The organism is Streptomyces sp. NBC_00996 (assembly GCF_045162675.1).
GTDB lineage: Bacteria > Actinomycetota > Actinomycetes > Streptomycetales > Streptomycetaceae > Streptomyces.
Window position 1 is genome coordinate 2,874,212 of the sequence record NZ_CP108723.1, and the last position, 23,291, is coordinate 2,897,502.

Consider the following 23,291-nt stretch of genomic DNA (forward strand, 5'->3'; position numbering starts at 1 on the left):
TGCACCATGGCCGACCGGTCCGGCGGACCGAACGCACGGTTCAACAGCGACTTCTCCATCGTCGCCCAGTATCAGGCAGAGTTCCGCGGGATCGCCGGTTACTACCAACTCGCCTTCAACCTCCCCCGCTTAGGGCGGCTGAAGTACGTAATGCAGCGCTCCCTGGTCAAGACGCTGGCACGGAAGTACCGCGTCCGCGTCTCCAGGATCTACCAGCGCTACCGGACCGTGCTGAAGACCGACCAAGGTGCCCGCCGGGGACTTCAGGTCACCGTCGAACGCGGAGAAGGACGAAAGCCGTTGGTGGCGCAGTGGGGCGGAGTCCCGCTGAAGCACAAGACCAGGATCGGCAACCTCGACGACCACCCGACGCAGGTGTGGAACAGCGCGCGCAACGAAGTCGTCAAGCGCCTGCTCGCCGACACCTGCGAGATGTGCGGGTCGCATGACGGTGTCGAAGTGCACCACATCCGGCACCTGAAAGACCTGAACGTCAGGGGGCGGGCCGCCAAGCCCGCCTGGGCCCCCTCGCGGAGACCGGCCTGATCGTCGAACCCCCATGATCGACCAGCCGATGTCTACGAGTTCAACCTGAGTACCTTACGCAAGCTCGATGTCGACCTGGAATTCTCGGGAACCCAAACCAAACAAAGGGCATATTTGGGAGTTCACTCGCGCGCATGATGTACCGATCAGTAACCTGATGCACCGTGACCAGTCGATACAGAGCCTCCACATCGTCCGAGGGCGTCAACTCCCTCTCCCCGCGCCGCCGTACGGTCGTCAAGGCCGCAGCCGCCACCGCCGTCCTCGCCGCCCCCCTCGCGGCCGCTCTGCCGGCCCGAGCGGCCGAGGCCCCCGCCTTCCTGCACGGTGTCGCCTCCGGCGATCCGCTGCCCGACGGCATCCTGCTGTGGACCCGGGTGACGCCCACCTCCGCGTCGATACCCGGCTCCGGGCTCGGCCCGGACACCGAGGTCAGCTGGACCGTCGCCAAGGACAAGGCGTTCAACACGATCGTCGCCAAGGGCTCCACCACCGCGACGGCCGCCTCCGACCACACTGTCAAGGCGGACATCCGCGGCCTGGAACCCGCCACGGACTACTGGTTCCGCTTCTCCGCGGGCGGCACCGACTCGCCCGCCGCCCGCACCCGCACCGCCCCGGCCGCCGACGCCGCCGTGGGCGGTCTGCGCTTCGGCGTGGTCTCCTGCGCCAACTGGGAGGCGGGCTACTTCTCGCCCTATCGCCACCTGGCCGCGCGCGGCGACCTGGACGCCTGGCTGCACCTGGGCGACTACATCTACGAGTACAAGTCCGGGGAGTACGCGGCGCGCGGCGCGGTCGTACGGCCGCACGCCCCCGCCAACGAGATCCTCACCCTCGCCGACTACCGCACCCGGCACGGCCGTTACAAGACCGACCCGGATCTGCAGGCGCTGCACCACAAGGCGCCCGTCGTCGCGATCTGGGACGACCACGAGTTCGCCGACAACGCATGGTCGGGCGGCGCGGTGAACCACACCGAGGGCGCCGAGGGCACCTGGTCGGCCCGTCAGGCCGCCGCGAAGCAGGCCTACTTCGAGTGGATGCCGGTCCGCCCGGCGATCGCGGGCACCACCTACCGCCGGCTGCGCTTCGGCAAGCTCGCCGACCTCTCCCTGCTCGACCTGCGGTCCTTCCGCTCGCAGCAGGCTTCCACGGGCAGCGGCTCGGTCGACGACCCGGACCGTACGATCACCGGCCGGGCCCAGCTCGACTGGCTGAAGGCCGGGCTCAAGGCCTCCGACACCCGTTGGCGTCTGGTCGGCAACTCGGTGATGATCTCACCGTTCTCGGTGGGCTCGCTCCCCGCCGACCTGCTCAAGCCGCTCGCCAAGCTGCTCGGACTGCCGCAGGAGGGCATCGCCCTCAACACCGACCAGTGGGACGGCTACACGGACGACCGCCGCGAACTGCTCGCGCATCTGCGCTCGAACGCGATCCGCAACACGGTCTTCCTGACCGGCGACATCCACATGGCCTGGGCCAACGACGTGCCGGTCCACGCCGGTACGTACCCGCTGTCCGCCTCGGCCGCCACGGAGTTCGTGGTCACCTCGGTGACCTCCGACAACCTCGACGACATCATCAAGTTCCCGGAGGGCACCGTCTCCGCCGTGGCCGCGCCGATCATCCGCGCGGCCAACCGGCATGTCCACTGGGTCGACACCGACCGTCACGGCTACGGCGTCCTGGACATCACCGCCGACCGCGCGCAGATGGACTACTACGTGCTCTCCGACCGCACGGACCGGAACGCGACCTCGTCCTGGGTGCGTTCGTACCGCACGCGCAGCGGCACGCAGAAGGTGGAGCGGACGTACGACCCTGTGTAAGGGCCGTAGCGCTCTACAGACTGTCAGCGGTGTAGGGCTCTACAGGCTCTCGAGGAAGCCGAGCGCCACCTTCCAGGTGGCCTCGGCCGCCTCCTCGTCGTAGTCGGGCAGGTCGGGGTCGGTGTAGAGGTGACCGGCACCGGCGTACCGGTAGATCTCCACGTCGGCCCCCGCTCTCTGCATCTGCAGATACCAGGCGCTCAGCCAGTCGTCGGTCTCGAACTGGTCGGGCTCGGCGACATGCAGCTGGACCGGCAGGTCGTCCACCGACGCGCTCTGAGCGATGTCCGACGTACCGTGCAGGAGCAGCAGCCCGCGGGCCTTCTCGTCGCCGAGCGCCAGGGTCTGCGCGATGGAGGCGCCGAGCGAGAATCCCGCGTACACCAGGCCGCGCTCGGAGTAGGGCGCGGCGGCCAGGACCGCACGCTTGAGCAGCTCGTCCTTGCCGATCTCTTCCTTGAAGGCCATGCCCTCCTCCACGGTCTCGAAGGTGCGCCCGTCGAAGAGATCGGGCGTCCACACCTCGTGTCCCGCGTCGCGCAGCCGGTCCGCCGCGGCGCGCACCGCGGGCCGCAGCCCGTAGGTCGAGTGAAAGAGCATGACGTTCATGAGCCCCATGGTGCCAGCCGGCACCGACAACGCCGGGCGGCGACTGTACCCACTTCCGCCCCAGCATCACATGTTCATCATCACCCGCGGGCGGTTACGGTCTCAGGCATGGAGAACGTACTGCGACCGCTGATCGTCGTCGGTGGCTCGGTCGTGCTCACGCTGCTCATCGGGTGGGCCGTGGACCACCTGCTGCGACGGGCCGACGACCGGCACCACGAGACCACCCCGTTGTGGGGCCTGCTCCGCCGCGGCCGCGTCCCCTTCCAGCTCGTCCTGTTCGCGGCCCTGCTCAGAGGCTCGTACGACCAGGCGAAACTGCTGATGGAACACCGGGTCGGCGTCGGCCGGGCCCTGACGCTGATCCTCATCGGGTCCGCCGCGTGGCTGGTGGTCCGTATCGCGACGGCGATCGTCGAGACCTCCTACACCCGCTATGCCAGCGCCCACCGCGACCCGGCGCGGGTCCGCCGGGTGCGCACACAGGTGACGCTGATCCAGCGCGTGGTGTCCGCGATCGTCGCCGTGGTGGCTGTCGCGTCGATGCTGCTCACGTTCCCGGCGATGCGCGCCGCCGGTGCCTCGCTGCTCGCCTCGGCCGGCATCCTCGGCATCGTCGCCGGTGTCGCCGCGCAGTCCACACTCGCCAACCTCTTCGCCGGACTGCAGATCGCCTTCGGCGACATGGTGCGCCTCGGCGACACCGTCGTGGTGGACGGCGAGTGGGGCACGGTCGAAGAGATCACACTGACGTTCCTGACCGTTCGGACGTGGGACGAACGCCGGATCACCATGCCGGTCTCGTACTTCACGTCCAAGCCCTTCGAGAACTGGTCGCGTGGCACCCCCCAGATGACCGGCATCGTCTTCTTCCACGTCGACCACTGCGCGCCCGTGGAGGCGATGCGCGAGAAGCTGCGCGACATCCTGCGCGCCTGCCCGGCCTGGGACGGCCGGGACTACGGACTGGCCGTCACGGACTCGACGCCCAACACCATGCAGGTACGCGCCCTGGTCACCGCGAAGGACGCGGACGACATCTGGACGGTACGGGTCACGGTCCGCGAGCAGATGATCCGCTGGCTGACCGAGGAGCACCCCTATGCGCTCCCCCGCGTCAACACGGCGGACGCGGCACTGCCGCCGGGCCGGGTACCGCGTGCGAGGCGCGGCGAATCGGACGGAGCGGACGGGGCCGCGGCCCTTACGGATCACGGTCGGAGCGTGCACGAGCCACCACGGACGGGGCCGGGCCGCGGTTGACCCGTCGGCCGGACCGGGGCCGGGCCGCGGTAGACCCGCCGACCAGACCGGGGCCGGGCCGCGGTTGACCCGTCGGCCGGACCGGGGCCGGGCCGCGGTAGACCCGCCGACCAGACCGGGGCCGGGCCGCGGTAGACCCGCCGACCAGACCGGGGCCGGGCCGCGGTAGACCCGCCGACCAGACCGGGGCCGGGCCGCGGTTCCCCCGGTTTCCGGAGCGGGACGGGGCTCAATGCCCGCGTTCCGCGCCCCCGTTGACCTGGATCACCTGCGCGGTGATGTGTCCGGCGCTGGGAGACGCCAGCCAGTGAAGAGTCCCGGCCACGTCCCCGGGCGTACCGGCCCGCCCGGTCGAGGTCTCCGCGACGAGCCGCTCACGTCGGGCCTGTTCGATCTCGCCGCCGAAGAACCCGGTGTCCTCGACATAGCCGGGCGCCACCACGTTCACGGTGATGCCCCGCGGACCCAACTCCCGGGCCAGAACGTAGGCGTACGGGTGCAGCGCGGCCTTGGCCGCCGCGTACGCAGCACTGCCGGATCCCCGGTAGGCGGCGATGGAGCTCAGGAACAGCACCCGTCCGCCGGGCGAGGCCAGCCGCTCCCGCAGGGCCTCCGTGAGCAGGACCGCGGTCAGCGTGTTGAGCCGGAAATTGACGGCCCAGTTGTGCGCGACGGCTTCGAGCGGGTCCTCGGTCTCGACCTCGGGCTCCAGATTCCCCGCGCCGCCGGCGCTGTGCACCAGCACGTCCACCGTGCCGAACTCGTCCCCCACGAACTCGGCGACCCCGCGCACGCTGTGCGGATCACTCAGATCGGCGGCGTACGTGAGCGCCCCGGGCACCCCGGTCTTCTTCAACACCTCGGCCCGCCGCCCGAGCAGCAACACCCGATCCCCGTCGGCCGCGAAGGCCTGCGCCGCCGCGAGGCCGATCCCCGATCCACCACCGCTGATCACCACGTTGCGTGCCATGATCCGATCCTAGGAGCGACAGCCGCCGACGGCGAGAACCCCCACGGGAGACCCGCCCGTCTCAACCCACTGGAAACAGGCGGTCCGCGGGTCAACCCCACTGGAAACAGGCGGTGCGCGGGTGGAGAGCACCTGTCGAAGCCCGGCGCGGCGTCACCGCAAGCTGCGCACGTCCAGGTGTCGCAGCACCCGGTCCACGATCTCCGGATCCGCCCCCGCCTCACTCCGCGCCGACAGCACCTCGTGCCGGGCCGCGCTCATCATCTCGCTCTGAATCCGTCGTATCCTCTTGGCCCGCCGAGCCCGCTGCTCGTAGGCCTCCCTGCGCTCCTCGTCCCCCATGTCGGGACTGATCCGCACTCCGATGTCGAAGGCCCGCCGCAGCAACTGCTCGGTCACCTCCTCCGACAGCTCCTCGACCTCCTCGATCTCCTTCAGCCTGCGCCTGGCGGCCTTCGCGGCCCGAATCGCCAGCTCCTTCTCGAAGGCCTTCTCGACATCCGTGTCGGCCCGCACCCCGAGCTTCCTGACCAGCCAGGGCAGCGTGAGCCCCTGCAGCACGAGCGTCCCCATGATCACCCCGAACGCGATGAACACGATCTCGTCCCGGTCCGGGAACGGCGACCCGTCCTCCATCTTCAGCGGAATCGCCAGCGCCAGGGCGACCGACGCGACCCCCCGCATCCCCGACCACCACATCACGACGGTCTCCCGCCACGACGTCGGAATCTCCTCGTCGTAATCCCGTTTCGCATGCAGTCGCTTGGTCAGCCAGGTGGCCGGCAACAGCCACACCAGCCGTACGAGCACCACCACGGCCACGATCACGGCGGCCCATCCCAGCATCTCGCCCCACCGCCCGGCCGCCGTCCTGATCGCGTTGTGCAGCTCAAGACCGATCAACCCGAACGCGACCCCGGTGACGAGCGTGTCCACCACGTCCCAGAACGTGTACCCGGCGAGCCGCGTCATGACGTCGTCGGCGTCGGTCGCGTACTCCGCCAGGAACAGCGCGGTGGTGAGCACGGCGAGCACCCCGGAGCCGTGCAGTTCCTCGGCGAGGACGTACGCGGCGTAGGGCACGAGCAGCGTCAGCCCGATCTGCAGTGTGGCGTCGCCGAGCAGGTCCATCAGCCTGTTCGCGACCCAGCCGAGCGCCAGACCGATGACGAGCGCGACGACGGCGGACAGGACGAGGTCGAGCCCTGCGCGCCAGGGCGAGAAGGTCCCGCTGACGGCGGCGGCGATCGCGACGTGGTAGAGCACGATGGCCGTCACGTCGTTGAAGAGCCCCTCCCCCTCCAGGATGGACACCAGCCGGCGCGGCAGCCCGAGCTGTCCCGCGACCGCGGTGGCCGCGACCGGATCGGGCGGTGCCACGAGCGCGCCGAGCGCCACGGCGGCGGCGATCGGCAGCCCCGGCACGATCGCGTTGGCGACGACCGCCACGGCCGCGGTGGTGACGAACACCAGAGCCACGGCCAGCAGGAAGATCGGCCGTTTGTTGGCGGCGAACTGTCTCCACGACGTCCGCCGCACCGAGGCGTACAACAGCGGCGGCAGCAGCAGGGGCAGGATCAGTTCCGGCGGGATGTCCACGTTGGGTACGAAGTCCAGCACGGCCAGGACGATCCCGAGGAGCGTCATCAGCACCGGCGCCGGCAGCCGGAGCCGGTCCCCGACCGGGACGCTCACCACGGCCCCGAGCAGCAGCATGAACAGCAGGGCCAACTGATCCACGGTCAACGCTCCGGCGAGGTCTAGGCGATCAAGGGCGGCCAGACCTCCAGCGTGCCACGCGCCGATTCCTTCCGCCGCGACGGCGACCAGCGCGGCAGCCCCTGACGCCGGGCCGGCCGAGGGAAAGGAGAACGCCCGCTACAGGCGTCCCCTGTACAGAGAGCGCCGCATCGTCCGGTTTACAGAGAGCGCCGCATCGCCCGGTGCGGAATGCCCGCGTCCGGGAACTCCTCGCCGTACGCCACGTACCCCAGCCGCTCGTAGAACCCCAGCGCATGCGTCTGCGCGTGCAGGTCCACCGCCGCCAGTCCACGCGTGCGTGCCGCGTCCTCGATGGCGCGTACGAGGGCGGCGCCGACGCCGAGCCCGCGCGCCTCGCGCGTCACGGCGAGCCGACCGAGCGAGCCGGCCGTCGGGTCGCCGTCGGTCTTCAGGGCCGCCGCCTCGCCGTACAGTAGCCGCCCGGTGCCGAGCGGCACCCCGTCCTCCCGGACGGCGAGCACATGCAGGGCGCCGGCATCGTACGCGTCGTACTCGATGTCCTCGGGGACGCCCTGCTCCCCGACGAAGACGTCCTTGCGCACCGCGAAGCACGCCTCGCGGTCGGCGGCGTCCTCGGCCACCCGCAGCACGTACGAGCCGCTCTGCGCCCCGTGGGACGCGCTCACGCGTAGCTCTCCTCGCGCACCTTGTCGAGCGCCTTCTGCAGGTCCTCGGGGTAGTCGCTCGCGAACTCCACCCACTGCCCGTCGCCGGGGTGCTCGAAGCCGAGCCGCACCGCGTGCAGCCACTGCCGGGTGAGGCCGAGCCGCTTGGCGAGCGTCGGGTCCGCGCCGTACGTCAGGTCGCCGACGCAGGGGTGGCGGTGGGCCGCCATGTGGACGCGGATCTGGTGGGTGCGCCCCGTCTCCAGCTTGACGTCGAGCAGCGACGCCGCGCGGAACGCCTCGACCATGTCGTAGTGCGTGATCGACGGCTTGCCCTCGGCCGTGACCGCCCACTTGTAGTCGAGGTTCGGGTGGCGTCCGATGGGCGCGTCGATGGTGCCGCTGGTCGGGTCCGGGTGGCCCTGCACGAGCGTGTGGTAACGCTTGTCGACCGTGCGCTCCTTGAACTGGCGCTTGAGCGATGTGTACGCGTACTCCGACTTGGCGACCACCATCAGGCCCGAGGTACCCACGTCGAGGCGGTGCACGATGCCCTGACGCTCGGAGGCTCCGGAGGTCGAGATCCGGTATCCGGCGGCCGCGAGACCGCCGATCACGGTCGGGCCCGACCATCCGGGGCTGGGGTGCGCGGCCACACCGACCGGCTTGACGATCACGACCACGTCATCGTCGTCGTGCACGATCTCCATGCCCTCGACGGGCTCGGCGACGATCTGCACGGGCGCGGGCGCCTGCGGCATCTCGACCTCGAGCCAGGCGCCGCCCTGCACCCGCTCGGACTTGCCGACCACCGAGCCGTCGACCGTGACCTTCCCCGCCGCGGCGAGCTCGGCGGCCTTCGTGCGGGAGAAGCCGAACATGCGGGAGATGGCGGCGTCGACGCGCTCGCCCTCCAAGCCGTCGGGCACGGGCAGGGTACGGATCTCGGGAATCGTGCTCACCCGTCGAGTATGCCGGACGGGTCCGACACCACTTGACCACCGCCCGAACATCAGTGCCCGCGGAGGGCACACCCACGGGGTCAGTCCCGGTGGACGGTCCCGTCCGGGTCGAGCCCGCGGAAGGACAGCAGCACGATCAGGATGCCGCCGCAGACGATCGCCGAGTCGGCCAGGTTGAAGACCGCGAAGTGCTTGGGCGCGATGAAGTCGACGACCGCGCCCTCGAAGACGCCGGGCGAGCGGAAGATCCGGTCGGTCAGGTTGCCCAGCGCACCGCCGAGGAGCAGGCCCAGCGCGATCGCCCAGGGCAGGCTGTAGAGCTTGCGCGCCAGCCGGGCGATGACCACGATCACGGCCGCGGCGATCACCGTGAAGATGACCGTGAAGGCCTCGCCGAAGCCGAAGGCCGCGCCCGCGTTGCGGATCGCCTCGAACTTCAGCCAGTCCCCGACGATCTCGATCGAGTCGTGGTGCTCCAGCTTCGCGACCACGATCATCTTGCTCACGAGGTCGAGGGCGTACGCCAGCACGGCGACCGTGAACAGGACAGCGATCCTTCGCTTGCCCTTCGGCCGCTCGTCCGTGGCCGAAGTGCCGTCCGCTCCGGAGTCCGCGCCCGAGTCCGTACCGGACCGCTCGCCCGTGGCCGACTCGTGGGATCCGGACCTGTCGCCCGACGCCGCGTTCCCGTCGGACGGCTCCGGACCGGCCCCCGCCGTTCCTGGGACGTCCGGCGTACCGATGATGCGCTCCGCCTCTGCCACGTGAGTGAATCCCTCGACCTAGGTTCCTGACTGAGGACGAGGGTACGGCACACCCCCCGAGCCCCATGCGCTCAGGAGCCCTCCCGCGCCCTTCGGTGACGGCGTTCCCGCTTCCGCTCGACCGTGGAGTCAGTAACGCCGTTCTTGCTTCTGCTTGCACTCGACGCACAGCGTGGCGCGCGGGAAGGCCTGCATCCGTGCCTTGCCGATGGGATTGCCGCAGTTCTCGCACAGTCCGTACGTGCCCGCGTCGAGCTTCTCCAGGGCACGCTCGGTCTGGATGACCATCTCTTGGGCGTTGGCCGCGAGGGCCATCTCGTGCTCGCGCGTGATGTTCTTGGTGCCGGTGTCCGCCTGGTCGTCGCCCGCGCCGTCGCCGGAGTCGCGCATCAGGCCCGCGAGCGCCTGCTCGGACGACGAGATCTCGGTGCGCAACCGCAGCGCCTCCGACTGCAGCTCCGCGCGCGCCTCCGCGACCTCTTCCGGGGTCCAGGGGTCCTCGCCGGGGCGCACCGCGAGCTCGCCGGGCTCCGCCGCCGCGATCCGCGCCTTGGGGACCGGGGTGGGCTTCTTCGCCGCCGTGGCCGTGCCAGGAGTCTTCTTCGCAACCACCGTCGTGGCTCCCGTCGTCTTCGCGGCCTGGGCCGCGCCCTCGGCCGCGGAAGCGACCGCCTTTTTGGCCGTACTGGTGCTCTTCCCGGCCGCGCTCCTCGCACCGGCCCTCTTCGTGGTGCCGCCCTTCGCCGGTGCCGTCTCCTCCGAGACGGTGCCCGTCTCGGCGGCCTTGGTCCCGGTGGTCCCGGTCCCGGCGGCCTTCTTGGCCACCGCCTGCTTCGCCGCCGCTGTCTTCTTCGCGTCGGACTTCTTGACGACCGTCTTCGTAAGCGCCGCCTTCGTGGGCGCCGTTTCGGTGGCGGCCGCTTTGGTGGCTGCCGTCTTCGAAGGGGCCGCGTCGGCCGTCGCGGCCTTGGTAGCGGCCGCTTTCCTGGTGACCGTCTTCGTAGCGGCCACCTTCTTGTTCACCGTCTTCGTAACGGTCGCCTTCTTGTTCACCGTCTTCGTCACGGCTGTCTTCCTGCTCACGGTCTTCGTCGCCGCCTCGGAAGCCGTCTTGGAAGCCGTCTTGGAAGCCGTCTTCACCGGCTTGGCCGCGCCCGTCGCGGACGCCACCTGCGCGCTCTTCTTCCCGTCCACGTCCTTGGCCGCCGGACCCGGGGATCTGACGGACGCCGACTGCTGTACGGCGGTCTTCTTCGCCACCATGGCCGCGGCCCCTTCACATATTGTGATCTCGCTCGCGAATCGTGCTGGGACGATAAATCGACTTCTGTCCCGCGGCAACGGGGCACGCCATCCATTCGACCGCCCCGCGGGCCCCGCGCGACAAGCCTGCATGCGTTGTGCCCAGCTCCCCGCCCGGTAATCCGCCGGGCCCGGCGTCCCAGGATCCGGACACTCGCGCCTCGCCATTCGGGTCACCGCGCGGGCCGCCGCGGCACCCCGGAAAACCGGTCGGCCGCTGTCCCTGCGGCGCCGTACACTGGGCGGAGCGAGAAGCGTGGATGGGGACGAGTAGCGGCGTACGCGGCCAAGAGCGACCCGGGGACGGTGGAAGCCCGGGGGCGAGCGCGACGCGAAGATCACCCCGGAGCCGCCGGCAGAACGCCCCGCAGGGGCCAGTAGACCCGGCATCGCGACCCCAATGAGGGGGCTCACCGGCGCACACGGGCACCGGGGAGCCAAGGAGGGTGGTACCGCGGGAGCGCGCCGCAGACGGCGTCCGCAGCAGCTACGAGGTAGCAGCACAGGCTCTCGTCCCTCCGGACGGAAGGCAGAAAGTCCGCCGGAGGAAGATCGATGACGCAGTACCGCCAGGTGCCCGCCCAGGTCGACCTGCCCGCCCTCGAGCACGCCGTGCTCGACTTCTGGCGCGAGCAGAAGATCTTTGCCAAGAGCCTTGAGCAGTCCGAGGGCCGCCCCGAGTGGGTGTTCTATGAGGGCCCGCCCACCGCCAACGGCATGCCGGGCGCCCACCACATCGAGGCCCGCGTCTTCAAGGACGTCTTCCCGCGCTTCCGCACCATGCGCGGCTACCACGTGGCGCGCAAGGCCGGCTGGGACTGCCACGGCCTCCCTGTGGAGCTGGCGGTCGAGAAAGAGCTCGGCTTCAGCGGCAAGCAGGACATCGAGGCGTACGGCATCGCCGAGTTCAACGCCAAGTGCCGCGAGTCCGTGACCCGCCACACCGACGCCTTCACGGACCTCACGACCCGCATGGGCTACTGGGTCGACCTGGACGACGCGTACCGCACCATGGACTCCGAGTACGTGGAGTCCGTGTGGTGGTCGCTCAAGGAGATCTTCAACAAGGGCCTGCTGGTCCAGGACCACCGCGTCGCCCCCTGGTGTCCGCGCTGCGGCACCGGCCTCTCCGACCACGAGCTGGCACAGGGCTACGAGACGGTCGTCGACCCGTCCGTGTACGTCCGTTTCCCGCTCACCTCCGGTCCGCTGGCCGGCCAGGCCGCGCTCCTGGTGTGGACGACGACCCCCTGGACGCTGGTCTCCAACACCGCGGTCGCCGCGCACCCCGAGGTCACCTACGTGGTCGCGACGAACGGCGAGGAGAAGCTCGTCGTCGCCGAGCCCCTCGTCGAGAAGTCGCTCGGCGAGGGCTGGGAGACCACCGGCGAGACCTTCACCGGCGCCGAAATGGAGCGCTGGACGTACCAACGCCCGTTCGAGCTGGTGGAGTTCCCGGCGGAGACGGAAGCCCACTACGTGGTGAACGCGGAGTACGTGACGACCGAGGACGGTACGGGTCTGGTCCACCAGTCCCCCGCCTTCGGTGAGGACGACCTCAAGGTCTGCCGCGCCTACGGCCTGCCCGTCGTGAACCCCGTCCGCCCCGACGGCACCTTCGAGGAGGACGTCCCCCTCGTAGGCGGCATCTTCTTCAAGAAGGCGGACGAAAAGCTCACCGAGGACCTCCAGAACCGCGGTCTGCTCTTCAAGCACATCCCGTACGAGCACAGCTATCCGCACTGCTGGCGCTGCCACACCGCGCTCCTCTACTACGCGCAGCCGTCCTGGTACATCCGCACCACGGCCATCAAGGACCGCCTGCTCCAGGAGAACGAGAAGACCAATTGGTTCCCGGAGTCGGTCAAGCACGGCCGCTTCGGCGACTGGCTGAACAACAACATCGACTGGGCGCTCTCCCGCAGCCGCTACTGGGGCACCCCGCTCCCGCTGTGGCGCTGCGAGAACGACCACCTCACCTGCGTCGGCTCCCGCGCGGAGCTCACGGAGCTGACCGGCACCGACCAGTCGAACCTGGACCCGCACCGCCCGTACATCGACGAGGTCACGTTCGCCTGCCCCCAGTGTCAGCAGACGGCGACCCGCGTCCCGGAGGTCATCGACGCCTGGTACGACTCGGGTTCGATGCCGTTCGCGCAGTGGGGCTACCCGTACAAGAACAAGGAACTCTTCGAGAGCCGCTACCCGGCGCAGTTCATCAGCGAGGCCATCGACCAGACGCGTGGGTGGTTCTACACGCTCATGGCCGTCGGCACGCTGGTCTTCGACAAGTCCTCGTACGAGAACGTCGTGTGCCTGGGCCACATCCTCGCCGAGGACGGCCGCAAGATGTCCAAGCACCTGGGCAACATCCTGCAGCCGATCCCGCTGATGGACCGGCACGGCGCGGACGCGGTCCGCTGGTTCATGGCGGCGGGTGGCTCTCCGTGGGCAGCGCGCCGCGTGGGCCACGGCACGATCCAGGAGGTGGTGCGCAAGACCCTCCTCACCTACTGGAACACGGTCGCCTTCCAGGCCCTCTACGCCCGCACCTCCAACTGGGCGCCCAGCGAGGCCGATCCGGCCCCGGCGGACCGCCCGGTCCTCGACCGCTGGCTGCTCTCCGAGCTCCACGCGCTCACCGACCAGGTGACGCAGGCCCTGGAGGCATACGACACCCAGCGTGCCGGCAAGCTTCTCTCGGCGTTCGTCGACGACCTGTCCAACTGGTACGTGCGCCGCTCGCGTCGTCGCTTCTGGCAGGGCGACAAGGCCGCGCTGCGCACGCTGCACGAGGTCGTGGAGACGGTCACGCGCCTGATGGCCCCGCTGACCCCGTTCATCACCGAGCGGGTCTGGCAGGACCTGGTCGCCCCGGTCACGCCGGGCGCCCCGGAGTCCGTGCACCTCTCCTCCTGGCCGGAGGCCGACCTGTCCGCCATCGACCCCGAGCTGTCGAAGCAGATGGTGCTGGTGCGCCGTCTTGTGGAGCTCGGCCGTGCCACGCGTGCCGAGTCGGGCGTGAAGACGCGCCAGCCGCTGTCCCGCGCGCTGGTCGCGGCGGTGGGCTTCGAGACGCTCGACCGCGAGCTGCACGCGCAGATCACGGAAGAGCTGAACGTGAGCTCCCTCGCCTCGCTCTCCGAGGTCGGCGGCTCACTGGTCGACACCACCGCCAAGGCGAACTTCCGCGCGCTCGGCAAGCGCTTCGGCAAGGGCGTCCAGGCGGTCGCGAAGGCCATCGCCGAGACGGACGCGGCGGCGCTGTCGCTGGCTCTGCGCGAGGGCACGGCGTCGGTGGAGGTCGACGGTGAGACGGTGACGCTGGCTCCGGACGAGGTGATCATCACGGAGACCCCGCGCGAGGGCTGGTCGGTGGCTTCCGACTCGGGCGCGACGGTTGCGCTGGACCTGGAGATCACGGAGGAGCTGCGTCAGGCGGGCCTCGCCCGTGACGCGATCCGGCTGATCCAGGAGGCCCGCAAGAACAGCGGCCTCGACGTGGCGGACCGCATCGCGCTCCGCTGGACCGCCACGGACCCGGCCGTCATCGCCGCCCTGTCCGAACACTCCGACCTGATCTCCGACGAAGTCCTCGCCACGGACTTCGCCCAGGGCGAGGCCGACGACACCTACGGCACCCCGTTCACGGACGACGCCCTGTCCCTGACGTTCCGCCTCCGCAAGGCGTAGCACCTGGGGGGGCGGCGCCAGGGCTTCTCGCCCACGCCGCCCCCGAAGGGGCGCGGGGAACTGCGCGACAAGCCCCCACCACCCGCAGCCGAAACACAAGCCGGGGGGTTGGGAGCGCAACCCCCAGGTACGGGACGGGCAGGAGCGGAGGGGGCGAAACAAACCCCACCCACCCCCCAGCCCCCCACGCACACCAAGAAGGCCCGAGCCCGCCAGAAATCCGGCGGCCTCGGGCCTTCGGCGTTGCGTACCCACGTACAGATGCCCCAACGACCGCACAAAAGGGCGGGGCCCCCGGAATCCGGGGGCCCCGCCCTGAACGCTGCCGACGCCTAAGGCGTAATAAAGGCCGTCAGTTGTCGTCCTCGTCGATGAGGAACCCGCGCATCGGCGAGGGCGCCTGCTGCATCGGCGACGGCCCCTGGGGCCGCACCGGAGCCATCGGCTGGGTCATGGCCGGAGACATCTGCTGCTGCCCACCGTAGGAGGGCGCGGCCGGTGCCGGACCGCCGCCCATGCCCTGGTTGCCGCCGTACGACGGCGCGCTGGCGCCTGCCGGAGCCATCGAGGGCGCGGAGGGCGACGGCAGGGACGCCGTGGCCGGGGTGCGCGGCGGAGCGAGCGAGTCGTCCGCCTGCGTCTCCAGCTGGCGCAGCTGCGACTCCAGGTAGGACTTCAGCCGCGTGCGGTACTCGCGCTCGAAGCCGCGCAGGTCCTCGACCTTGCGCTCCAGCGTGGCGCGAGCGGACTCCAGGGAGCCCATCGCGACGCGGTGCTTCTCCTGCGCGTCCCGCTCCAGGGCGTCAGCCTTGGCACGCGCGTCGCGCTCCAGACCCTCGGCGCGGCTGCGAGCCTCGCCGACGATCTTGTTGGCCTCGGAACGGGCCTCGGCGATCGCCTGGTCGGCGGTCTGCTGAGCCAGCGAGAGGACACGCGCGGCGCTGTCGCCACCGGGGCCCTGCTGCGGCATCTGCGGGCCGTGACCGCCCATGGGGCCACCCATGGGACCGCCCATCGGGCCACCCATCTGCTGCTGCATCTGCGGCTGCATCTGGCCGGGACCCTGACCCATCGGACCCTGACCCATCGGACCCTGGCCCATGGGGCCCGGACCCTGCGGACCGCCCTGACCGCTGGGGCCGGCGGGCAGCTGCGGGGCACCGCTCGGCAGCTGGGGCGGGCCACCCATGGGGCCACCCATCTGCTGCTGCGGCGGGCCCGATATGCCGGCGGGCACGGGAGCACCCGGACCGCGCATGCCCTGCGGGGGGCCCTGCTGCTGGTCCTGCTGCTCGGGCGGCTTGCGCATGCCCTGCTGCTGGTTCTGCGCGGCCGCGCGCGTGGCAGCGGCCAGCTTGGCGCGCAGATCCTCGTTCTCGCGGAGCAATCGCGTCAGTTCGGCTTCGACCTCGTCGAGGAAGGCATCGACCTCGTCCTCGTCATAGCCTTCTCGGAGGCGGACGGTCGTGAACTGCTTGTTCCGCACGTCCTCGGGGGTCAACGGCATCTCTTCACCTCAACGTAGTCGTCGGCATTCGGCAAGACCGTATCGTTCACAGCCGGCTCACGACGGAGATCAGGATGTAGACGATGATCATCAGTACGAAGAAGGACAGGTCGAGCGCCACGCCCCCGAGACGCAGCGGCGGAATGAACCGCCGCAGAAGCTTGAGCGGTGGATCGGTGACAGTGTAGGTGGCCTCGAGAACGACCACCATCGCCTTGCCGGGTTGCCATGAGCGGGCGAACTGGAAGACGTAGTCCATGACCAACCGGAAGATCAGCACGATGAGGAAGCACATCAGCGCGATGTAGAAAACCTGCCCGACCACGCTCATGATCCGTGCTTCCCTCTCCCCTGTTTCTGTGCGTCATTCCGGTCCTGCGTCTCAGCTCTGGTTGAAGAACCCGCCCTCTGCGATGCGGGCCTTGTCCTCCGCCGTGACATCGACGTTAGCAGGCGACAACAGGAACACCTTCTGCGTCACCCGCTCGATGCTGCCGTGGAGACCAAACACCAAACCGGCCGCAAAGTCGACAAGTCGCTTCGCATCTGTGTCATCCATCTCAGTCAGATTCATGATCACCGGGGTGCCCTCACGGAAGTGTTCCCCGATGGTACGGGCCTCGTTGTAGGTCCGGGGGTGCAGTGTGGTGATCCGGTAGGGCTCTCGCTCGGACACGACCTTGGGCATGATCACCGGGGCGTTCTTCTCCAGGCTCTGACGTTCTTGTGTGATGGACGCCACGGGGGCGATTCGCGCCGGACGCCCGGATTCCGCGGCGAGCGAAGCGGAATGCGGCACCGGATCGCGCGGCGCCGGAGGCTGCACCACTCGCACCGATTCGTCCCGTTGAGACTGATGTGTCTGATGTGACTGGTGTGGCGACTCGTGCCGCCGACGGTCCCGCTCGGGCTCCGGGTCAAGCTCGGGCTCGAAGTCGTCGTCGGGGTCGAATCCCCTGCCGTCGTACCCATCGTCCTCCACGAGGCCGAGGTAGACCGCCATCTTGCGCATCGCGCCGGCCATGCTCTGAGTCCTCCGCTCTGTGGTGGATCGGCTGACGAATTGCCAAGTGCCCGCGATCCACGAGGTCGTTATGCCCGCCTGTGGCGGTAATGACCATATTTTCTGCTGTGGTCCGACTTCTTGGCGACGTTACCCGAGCCTGGGTCGGACTCCGAGTACCGCAGTACCGACGCGTACATGTGTCGCTCCGGCTGCCACGGCCTGTTCGAGGTCCGTACTCATCCCTGCCGAGACCATGTTCGCAGCCGGATGGGTGCGGCGCAGGACAGTCGACAAATCCATCAGCCGCTCGAACGCCGCATGTTGGCGCCCCGCGTACGGTCCGGTGAGCGGCGCTACGGTCATCAGCCCGTCGAGCCGGAGCCCCGGAGCCCGAGCGACGAGGTCGCCCAACTCTTCGATTCCGCCGGGCCCTACGCCGCCCCGCTCCCCTCTCCCGCTCTCCTGCGCGTCCAACGCGACCTGGAGGAGACAGCCCACCTCGCGCTCCGCTCGCACCGCTTCCTTCGACAGAGCTGTGACGAGCTTGGAACGATCGACGGACTGCACGACATCCGCATAACCGACCACGGAACGCACCTTGTTGGTCTGCAATTGACCGACAAAATGCCACGAGAGGGGCAGATCCGAGGATTCCGCAGCCTTGGGCGCCGCGTCCTGGTCCCGGTTCTCGGCGACGTGACGCACACCGAGTTCCGCCAGGATCCGCACATCGCTCGCGGGGTAGGTCTTGGTGACCACGATCAGGGTCACCTCTTCGCGCTTGCGCCCGGCGGCGATGCACGCCGCCGTGATGCGCTGTTCCACTTTCGCCAGATTTTCGGCGAGTTGAGCCTTACGGTCCGTCATGCCCCATCAGTCCAGCCAGACATAGCCGGCGAGCCGCCCGGTGGTGCGGTCGCGCCGGTACGAGAAGTGGTCCCCCGATTCGAGCGTGCACACCGGCGACTGCTCCCGGTCGCGCACCCCGAGCCGTTTCAACTGCGCGTGCACTCCGGCGGTCACATCGACCGCGGGAGTGCCCCAGCTGGTCTCGGCGTACGCCCCCGGCTCGACGGCGGCGACGTCGGCGCGCATCTGCTCCGGCACTTCGTAGCACCGCCCGCAGACGGCGGGGCCGGTGCGGGCGACGATCCGGTCGGGCTCGGCGCCGAGTTCGACCATGGCCCGTACGGCGGCGGGGACGACTCCGGCGACCATGCCGGGGCGTCCCGCGTGGGCGGCGGCCACGACTCCGGCGACCGGATCGGCCAGCAGGACCGGTGTGCAATCGGCGGTGAGAACGGCGAGGGCGAGCCCCCGTCGCACGGTGACGATCGCGTCGACGGACGGAATCACCGAAGAGACCCACGGCCCGTCCACCACCGCCACGTCCGGCCCGTGCACCTGGTTCATCCAGACCACCTGGGCCGGGTCGAGACCGAGCGCCTTGGCGGCCAGTTCGCGATTGGTCCGTACGGCGTCGGGGTCGTCGCCGACCGCTCCGCCGAGGTTGAGCTCCTCGTACGGAACGGCGCTCACCCCGCCCCACCGGTCGGTGAAGGCGAAGTGCGCGCCGCTCACTGTGCTCGTTTCGGAGCGCTGCCCTATCACTTCAGGAAGTCCGGCACGTCCAGCTCTTCGGCCGCGCTGTCCGAGTAGGCGCGGGACGGCGGGACCGGCGGGGAGACCTGGATCTCGCCGACCGGCTCCGGGGCGGGCTCCGGGGCCTCCTTCGGCGTGACGCTGCCGAGCGAGCCGAAGGACGGGCGGCTCTCGGAAGCCCGTACCGGCGCGGGCTCGTCGCGCTTCGCGGACGAGGCGCCGAGCACGTTGTCCCGCTTCGCCGGAGGCTGACCGCCGTCGAAGCCGGCGGCGATGACGGTGACCCGCACCTCGTCACCGAGGGCGTCGTCGATGACCGCGCCGAAGATGATGTTGGCTTCGGGGTGCGCGGCCTCGCTGACCAGCTGGGCGGCTTCGTTGATCTCGAACAGGCCGAGGTCGGAGCCGCCGGAGATGGAGAGCAGGACGCCGCGGGCGCCGTCGATGGAGGCTTCGAGGAGCGGCGAGGAGATCGCCATCTCGGCCGCGGCCACCGCGCGATCGTCGCCGCGGGCCGAGCCGATGCCCATGAGCGCCGAACCCGCCTCGGACATCACGGACTTGACGTCGGCGAAGTCGAGGTTGATCAGACCCGGCGTGGTGATGAGGTCGGTGATGCCCTGAACACCGGAGAGCAGGACCTGGTCCGCCGACTTGAAGGCGTCGAGGACCGAGACCTGGCGGTCCGAAATGGACAGCAGCCGGTCGTTCGGGATGACGATGAGGGTGTCGACCTCTTCGCGGAGTTCGGCGATGCCGTCCTCGGCCTGGTTGGCCCGGCGCCGTCCCTCGAAGGTGAACGGGCGGGTGACCACGCCGATGGTGAGGGCGCCGAGCGAGCGGGCGATGTTGGCCACGACGGGTGCGCCGCCGGTGCCGGTGCCGCCACCTTCACCGGCTGTCACGAAGACCATGTCGGCCCCCTTGAGGACCTCCTCGATCTCCTCGCGGTGGTCCTCGGCGGCCTTGCGGCCGACGGCCGGGTTGGCTCCGGCGCCGAGTCCGCGGGTCAGTTCGCGGCCGACGTCGAGCTTGACGTCGGCGTCGCTCATCAACAGCGCCTGCGCGTCGGTGTTGATGGCGATGAACTCGACGCCCTTGAGACCGACCTCGATCATCCGGTTGATGGCATTGACACCACCGCCGCCGACACCGATGACTTTGATGACTGCGAGGTAGTTCTGCGGTGCTGCCACGTCGAAGGCCTCTCGCCTCGAGTTACGTGTCGTCGCCTCGCACGCTCGCGATCCGACGACTGATGCCGAATGGGACGGTCCGAACGCCGACCCGAACCCTAACGCTGAAGTTTAGGGTTACCAGTGTGTCTGTTCCTTGGACTCTTCCGAACAGGACACTAAGTCGACAAGTGGCGCACGTTCAACGAACACGCCGAACCTCCCGTTTTTCTTTTCACCCTATGTGATCAGGCGTAGCGCTGCCCAACCAGGGTGCTGGCCTGCGCGGATGTGCGTCAACTCCCCGATGACGCGGGGGCGGTGGGAGCGCTTACGTCGAAGTGCCGGGCGCCGGGAGCGGCTTTCATGAGAGCGGAGAGTGTCCTGGCCTTCGCGCGACCCTTCTCGCCGCTGCCCCACTCGACGGTGCGGCCGCCCTTCAACTCCAGCGAGATGGAGTCGTAGGAACGGACCTTGAGGGTACGAGTGTCACGCGCGACGGCGGCCGGAATGTCACCGGCGACCCGCACCGCCTCGCGCACCAGCCGGTCGGTGCCGAAGCGGCGCAGCCCCACCGACCGGGACACCGTCAATTCCAGTGCGGGCACACCCTTCGGAGCGTTGGAAACCGTGGCAAATCGCACGCCCTTGGCGTCCACTTCGATGAACTTTGCACCTTTTTCGACAGTCAGGACCGGAGTGCGTTCGGTCACTTTCAGACCGATTCCATGCGGCCAGGAACGGACGACATCAACCGAGTCAATTCGGGGCAATTTCCGGCGCAGTCGCTCCGCAATGGCGCCCGTGTCGACGGAAATCAGCGGGGATCCGACCGGAACTTCGGCCGCTTCTCGCACCTGCTCGGCCGTCAGCACTCGCGTCCCGGTAGCCGATACGTGCTCCACGCGCAGCCACTGCGAGCCGTACAGGACCCAGACCGAAGCGGCTCCGCCCAACACCACGGCGATCAAAAGGATGATGAGCACACGAAGGCGACGCAGCCGCCCGAGTCGGGGCGGCCGGGGCGGGCCGGACTCCGGCTTCTGCCGTTCGCCGCGCTCGGCGGTGTTCGGTCCGGCCACGCTCCCTGCCTTCCCTCATGCGGTGCTAGTGACGGCGAGAGGCAATCGCCTCGTACACCATGCCGACGAGCAGGTCGTCGGCGTCCCGGCGGCCGAACTCGCCGGCGGCACGGGACATCTCGTACAGCCGGTGCGGGTCGGCGAGCACGGGCAGCACGTTCTGCTGCACCCACTGGGGCGTCAGCTCCGCGTCGTCGACAAGGAGGCCACCGCCGGCCTTGACCACCGGCTGAGCGTTCAGCCGCTGTTCGCCGTTGCCGATGGGCAGCGGGACATAGGCGGCGGGCAGCCCGACGGCGGAGAGTTCGGCGACGGTCATCGCGCCCGCGCGGCACAGCATCATGTCGGCCGCGGCGTACGCGAGGTCCATCCGGTCCACGTACGGTACCGGGATGTACGGGGGCATCCCCGGCATCTGATGCACCTGCGGCAGTTCGTTCTTCGGGCCCACCGCGTGCAGGATCTGGATGCCCGCCTGCTGGAGGTACGGAGCCGCCTGCTCGACCACCTCGTTGAGGCGGCGGGCGCCCTGCGAGCCGCCGGACACCAGCAGGGTCGGCAGCGCGGGGTCGAGGCCGAACGCGGCGCGCGCCTCGGGGCGCACGGCGGCCCGGTCGAGGGTGGCGATGGAGCGGCGCAGCGGGATGCCGATGTAGCGGGCGTCGCGCAGCTTGCTGTCCGGCGTGGAGACGGCGACCCGGGCGGCATATCGGGAGCCGATCTTGTTGGCGAGACCCGGTCGGGCGTTGGCCTCGTGGATGACGATCGGCACGCCGAGGCGCTTGGCCGCGAGGTAGCCGGGCAGGGCGACGTAGCCGCCGAAGCCGACGACCGCGTCCGCCTTGGTGCGCTCCAGGATCTGCTCGGCCGCCTTGATCGTGCCGCGCAGCCGCCCGGGGACGGTGATCAGCTCGGGCGTGGGCTTGCGCGGCAGCGGGACGGCGGGGATCAGCGCGAGATCGTATCCGCGCTCGGGTACGAGTCGGGTCTCAAGTCCGCGTTCCGTGCCCAGGGCCGTGATCCCCACGGTCGGGTCCTGCCTGCGCAGGGCGTCCGCGAGGGCGAGCGCGGGCTCGATGTGGCCGGCGGTCCCCCCGCCGGCGAGTACGACATGCACCGAAATTCACCGCTCTCCGGACGAACGCGCCGCGGCGCGCCGTCGCATCGTGTTCCATCTCCGAGGCCCCGCGGCCCCCACGGAGCCTCTCACCGCAGCCCGCTTTCTACCAAAGCGAGGTTGCCGCATCGCAAGCGCCGCCCGCGCAGCGGGGTCGTCCCGTGCGAAGGCGATCAGCAGCCCGATGGCGAACATGGTCGGCAACAGGGCGGAACCCCCGTAGGAGAACAGCGGGAGCGGGACTCCGGCGATCGGCAGCAGACCGAGCACCGCACCGATGTTGATCACGGCCTGGGTCGTGATCCAGGTGGTCACGCCTCCCGCGGCATACCTCACGAAGGGGTCCTCCGTGCGTCCGGCCACGCGGATACCCGCATAGCCTAGAGCCGCGAAGAGGGCGAGCACCGACAGCGTCCCCGCGAGGCCCAGTTCCTCACCGGTGACGGCGAAGATGAAGTCGGTGTGGGCTTCGGGCAGTTGGCCCCATTTCTCCACGCTCGCACCGAGTCCGGAACCGAATAGTCCGCCGGAGGCGAGCGCATAGATCCCGTGCACGGCCTGCCAGCACGAGGTGACGCCGGTGCCGGGTTCGGTGGCGCCGATGCAGGAGAACCGGGCCATGCGGTTCGGGCTGGTCTTGATGAGGATCACACCGAGCGTGCCGGCGATGGACAGCACGCCGGCGAACAACCGGGTCGGCGCGCCCGCCAGCCACAGCAGTCCGAACAGGATCGCGGTGAGGATGATCGCCGTGCCCATGTCGCCGCCGAGCATGATCAGCCCGAGCAGCATGAACGCCACCGGGACGAGCGGTACCAGCATGTGCTTCCACTGCATGAGCAGGCGCTTGTCCTCCTTGCGGGCGATCAGGTCGGCGCCCCACAGCACGAGGGCGAGCTTGCCGAACTCGCTGGGCTGGATCTGGAAGGAGCCGCCGAGGGAGATCCAGTTCTGGTTGCCGTTGATCGCGACTCCTATCCCGGGCACCTGCACCAGGATCATCAGGAAGACCGACCCGGCCAGCATCGGATACGCCAGCGCCCGGTGCAGCTTCACCGGCATCCGCGAGGCGACGAGCAGCAGCACCCCGCCGATCACGGCCGCCAGGAACTGCTTGCGGAAGAAGTACGACCCCGGCAGCGACAGCTGCAGCGCCGTGATCTGCGACGCCGAGTACACCATCACCAGCCCGAGCACGGTGATCAGCAGACTGCCACCGAGGATCAGGTAGTACGCGGTCAGCGGCCGGTCCCAGGCCTTGCGGGCGCGGATGTAGAGGCGCCGTACGGGATTCTCGCGCGACGCCCGGGCGACGGGGGGCCGCCCGGTGGTCCGCCGCACGGGAGGTCGGCCGGTGCGGCTACTGGGCATCGGCGGCACCTGCCACGCTGTGGGAGGGCTTCCCGTCGGGCGTCCCTCCGGGCCGTTCGGGAACTGAGGGAGGGACGTGCCGACACAGCGCCGTGCCACCGGC

General features: G+C 69.7%; 20 protein-coding genes. 4 read left to right on the forward strand and 16 right to left on the reverse strand.

The window, feature by feature from the left end; translation table 11 throughout:
• The first annotated feature begins 6 nt into the window (after positions 1-6).
• Together OG390_RS13590 and OG390_RS13595 are read left to right on the forward strand one after the other, a co-directional pair.
• Entirely contained in the window at positions 7-546 is a 540-nt protein-coding gene (locus OG390_RS13590) for a group II intron reverse transcriptase/maturase (RefSeq protein ID WP_406167813.1), read from the forward strand.
• Positions 547-710: 164 nt separating this feature from the next.
• Entirely contained in the window at positions 711-2,378 is a 1,668-nt protein-coding gene (locus tag OG390_RS13595; RefSeq protein WP_406167815.1) for an alkaline phosphatase D family protein, read from the forward strand.
• Between the two features lie 39 nt (positions 2,379-2,417).
• On the opposite strand, the gene OG390_RS13600 is transcribed toward OG390_RS13595, so the two are convergent.
• A complete protein-coding gene (locus OG390_RS13600; RefSeq protein WP_406167817.1) occupies positions 2,418-2,987 on the reverse strand; it encodes a dienelactone hydrolase family protein in 570 nt (189 codons plus the stop codon).
• Positions 2,988-3,095: 108 nt separating this feature from the next.
• Between OG390_RS13600 and OG390_RS13605 the strand changes: the two genes are divergently transcribed.
• Positions 3,096-4,250, forward strand: coding sequence for a mechanosensitive ion channel family protein (locus OG390_RS13605; RefSeq protein WP_406167819.1), 1,155 nt, complete (start codon positions 3,096-3,098; stop codon positions 4,248-4,250).
• Between the two features lie 229 nt (positions 4,251-4,479).
• Here OG390_RS13605 and OG390_RS13610 read toward each other — a convergent pair whose 3' ends face one another.
• The 6 genes from OG390_RS13610 to OG390_RS13635 all read right to left on the reverse strand — a co-directional run bounded on the left by OG390_RS13610 (position 4,480) and on the right by OG390_RS13635 (position 10,596).
• Positions 4,480-5,220, reverse strand: a complete 741-nt coding sequence (locus tag OG390_RS13610; RefSeq protein ID WP_406167821.1) for an SDR family NAD(P)-dependent oxidoreductase — start codon at positions 5,218-5,220, stop codon at positions 4,480-4,482.
• 153 nt (positions 5,221-5,373) lie between these two features.
• On the reverse strand, positions 5,374-6,960 hold the full coding sequence (locus OG390_RS13615) for a Na+/H+ antiporter (protein ID WP_406167823.1): 1,587 nt from the start codon (positions 6,958-6,960) through the stop codon (positions 5,374-5,376).
• Positions 6,961-7,139: 179 nt separating this feature from the next.
• The gene (locus tag OG390_RS13620; RefSeq protein WP_406167825.1) at positions 7,140-7,628 is read right to left on the reverse strand and encodes a GNAT family N-acetyltransferase; all 489 of its coding nucleotides are present in this window, start codon (positions 7,626-7,628) and stop codon (positions 7,140-7,142) included.
• Positions 7,625-8,569 carry an RluA family pseudouridine synthase gene (locus OG390_RS13625; RefSeq protein WP_399078138.1) on the reverse strand — a complete coding sequence of 315 codons (945 nt, stop codon included), beginning with the start codon at positions 8,567-8,569 and terminating at the stop codon, positions 7,625-7,627. The genes OG390_RS13620 and OG390_RS13625 overlap by 4 nt, the downstream gene beginning before the upstream one ends.
• 80 nt (positions 8,570-8,649) lie before the next feature.
• Positions 8,650-9,333, reverse strand: coding sequence for a signal peptidase II (gene lspA, locus OG390_RS13630; protein WP_406167827.1), 684 nt, complete (start codon positions 9,331-9,333; stop codon positions 8,650-8,652).
• Positions 9,334-9,462: 129 nt separating this feature from the next.
• Entirely contained in the window at positions 9,463-10,596 is a 1,134-nt protein-coding gene (locus tag OG390_RS13635; RefSeq protein WP_406167829.1) for a TraR/DksA family transcriptional regulator, read from the reverse strand.
• Positions 10,597-11,190: 594 nt separating this feature from the next.
• Between OG390_RS13635 and ileS the strand changes: the two genes are divergently transcribed.
• On the forward strand, positions 11,191-14,328 hold the full coding sequence (gene ileS, locus OG390_RS13640) for an isoleucine--tRNA ligase (RefSeq protein ID WP_406167831.1): 3,138 nt from the start codon (positions 11,191-11,193) through the stop codon (positions 14,326-14,328).
• A gap of 352 nt (positions 14,329-14,680) precedes the next feature.
• On the opposite strand, the gene OG390_RS13645 is transcribed toward ileS, so the two are convergent.
• From OG390_RS13645 to ftsW, 9 genes are all read right to left on the reverse strand, one after another.
• On the reverse strand, positions 14,681-15,835 hold the full coding sequence (locus tag OG390_RS13645; RefSeq protein WP_189187743.1) for a DivIVA domain-containing protein: 1,155 nt from the start codon (positions 15,833-15,835) through the stop codon (positions 14,681-14,683).
• 46 nt (positions 15,836-15,881) lie between these two features.
• Positions 15,882-16,166: a YggT family protein gene (locus tag OG390_RS13650; protein WP_261706878.1), complete on the reverse strand. Its 285-nt coding sequence runs from the start codon at positions 16,164-16,166 to the stop codon at positions 15,882-15,884.
• 51 nt (positions 16,167-16,217) lie between these two features.
• A complete protein-coding gene (locus OG390_RS13655; protein WP_406167832.1) occupies positions 16,218-16,859 on the reverse strand; it encodes a cell division protein SepF in 642 nt (213 codons plus the stop codon).
• 129 nt (positions 16,860-16,988) lie between these two features.
• Positions 16,989-17,708 (reverse strand): YggS family pyridoxal phosphate-dependent enzyme, encoded by a 720-nt coding sequence (locus tag OG390_RS13660; protein WP_406167834.1) that lies wholly within the window; start codon positions 17,706-17,708, stop codon positions 16,989-16,991.
• A gap of 6 nt (positions 17,709-17,714) precedes the next feature.
• The gene (gene pgeF, locus OG390_RS13665; RefSeq protein WP_406167836.1) at positions 17,715-18,452 is read right to left on the reverse strand and encodes a peptidoglycan editing factor PgeF; all 738 of its coding nucleotides are present in this window, start codon (positions 18,450-18,452) and stop codon (positions 17,715-17,717) included.
• Positions 18,449-19,639 carry a cell division protein FtsZ gene (ftsZ, locus tag OG390_RS13670; RefSeq protein ID WP_406167838.1) on the reverse strand — a complete coding sequence of 397 codons (1,191 nt, stop codon included), beginning with the start codon at positions 19,637-19,639 and terminating at the stop codon, positions 18,449-18,451. Before ftsZ ends, pgeF begins: the two co-directional genes overlap by 4 nt.
• A gap of 275 nt (positions 19,640-19,914) precedes the next feature.
• Positions 19,915-20,700 carry a cell division protein FtsQ/DivIB gene (locus OG390_RS13675; protein WP_406167840.1) on the reverse strand — a complete coding sequence of 262 codons (786 nt, stop codon included), beginning with the start codon at positions 20,698-20,700 and terminating at the stop codon, positions 19,915-19,917.
• Between the two features lie 25 nt (positions 20,701-20,725).
• A complete protein-coding gene (murG, locus tag OG390_RS13680; protein ID WP_406167842.1) occupies positions 20,726-21,817 on the reverse strand; it encodes an undecaprenyldiphospho-muramoylpentapeptide beta-N-acetylglucosaminyltransferase in 1,092 nt (363 codons plus the stop codon).
• Between the two features lie 6 nt (positions 21,818-21,823).
• Positions 21,824-23,188: a putative lipid II flippase FtsW gene (ftsW, locus tag OG390_RS13685; protein WP_406167844.1), complete on the reverse strand. Its 1,365-nt coding sequence runs from the start codon at positions 23,186-23,188 to the stop codon at positions 21,824-21,826.
• Positions 23,189-23,291: the final 103 nt, after the last annotated feature.

Bases quoted from the DNA above. Each gene is read 5' to 3' on its own strand.
- OG390_RS13605 (WP_406167819.1), top strand. From the start codon at position 3,096: ATGGAGAACGTACTGCGACCGCTGATCGTCGTCGGTGGCTCGGTCGTG.
- OG390_RS13590 (WP_406167813.1), top strand. From the start codon at position 7: ATGGCCGACCGGTCCGGCGGACCGAACGCACGGTTCAACAGCGACTTC.
- OG390_RS13635 (WP_406167829.1), bottom strand. From the start codon at position 10,596: ATGGTGGCGAAGAAGACCGCCGTACAGCAGTCGGCGTCCGTCAGATCC.
- OG390_RS13600 (WP_406167817.1), bottom strand. From the start codon at position 2,987: ATGAACGTCATGCTCTTTCACTCGACCTACGGGCTGCGGCCCGCGGTG.
- OG390_RS13655 (WP_406167832.1), bottom strand. From the start codon at position 16,859: ATGGCCGGCGCGATGCGCAAGATGGCGGTCTACCTCGGCCTCGTGGAG.
- OG390_RS13610 (WP_406167821.1), bottom strand. From the start codon at position 5,220: ATGGCACGCAACGTGGTGATCAGCGGTGGTGGATCGGGGATCGGCCTC.
- OG390_RS13660 (WP_406167834.1), bottom strand. From the start codon at position 17,708: ATGACGGACCGTAAGGCTCAACTCGCCGAAAATCTGGCGAAAGTGGAA.
- ileS (WP_406167831.1), top strand. From the start codon at position 11,191: ATGACGCAGTACCGCCAGGTGCCCGCCCAGGTCGACCTGCCCGCCCTC.
- OG390_RS13645 (WP_189187743.1), bottom strand. From the start codon at position 15,835: ATGCCGTTGACCCCCGAGGACGTGCGGAACAAGCAGTTCACGACCGTC.
- OG390_RS13650 (WP_261706878.1), bottom strand. From the start codon at position 16,166: ATGAGCGTGGTCGGGCAGGTTTTCTACATCGCGCTGATGTGCTTCCTC.
- ftsW (WP_406167844.1), bottom strand. From the start codon at position 23,188: ATGCCCAGTAGCCGCACCGGCCGACCTCCCGTGCGGCGGACCACCGGG.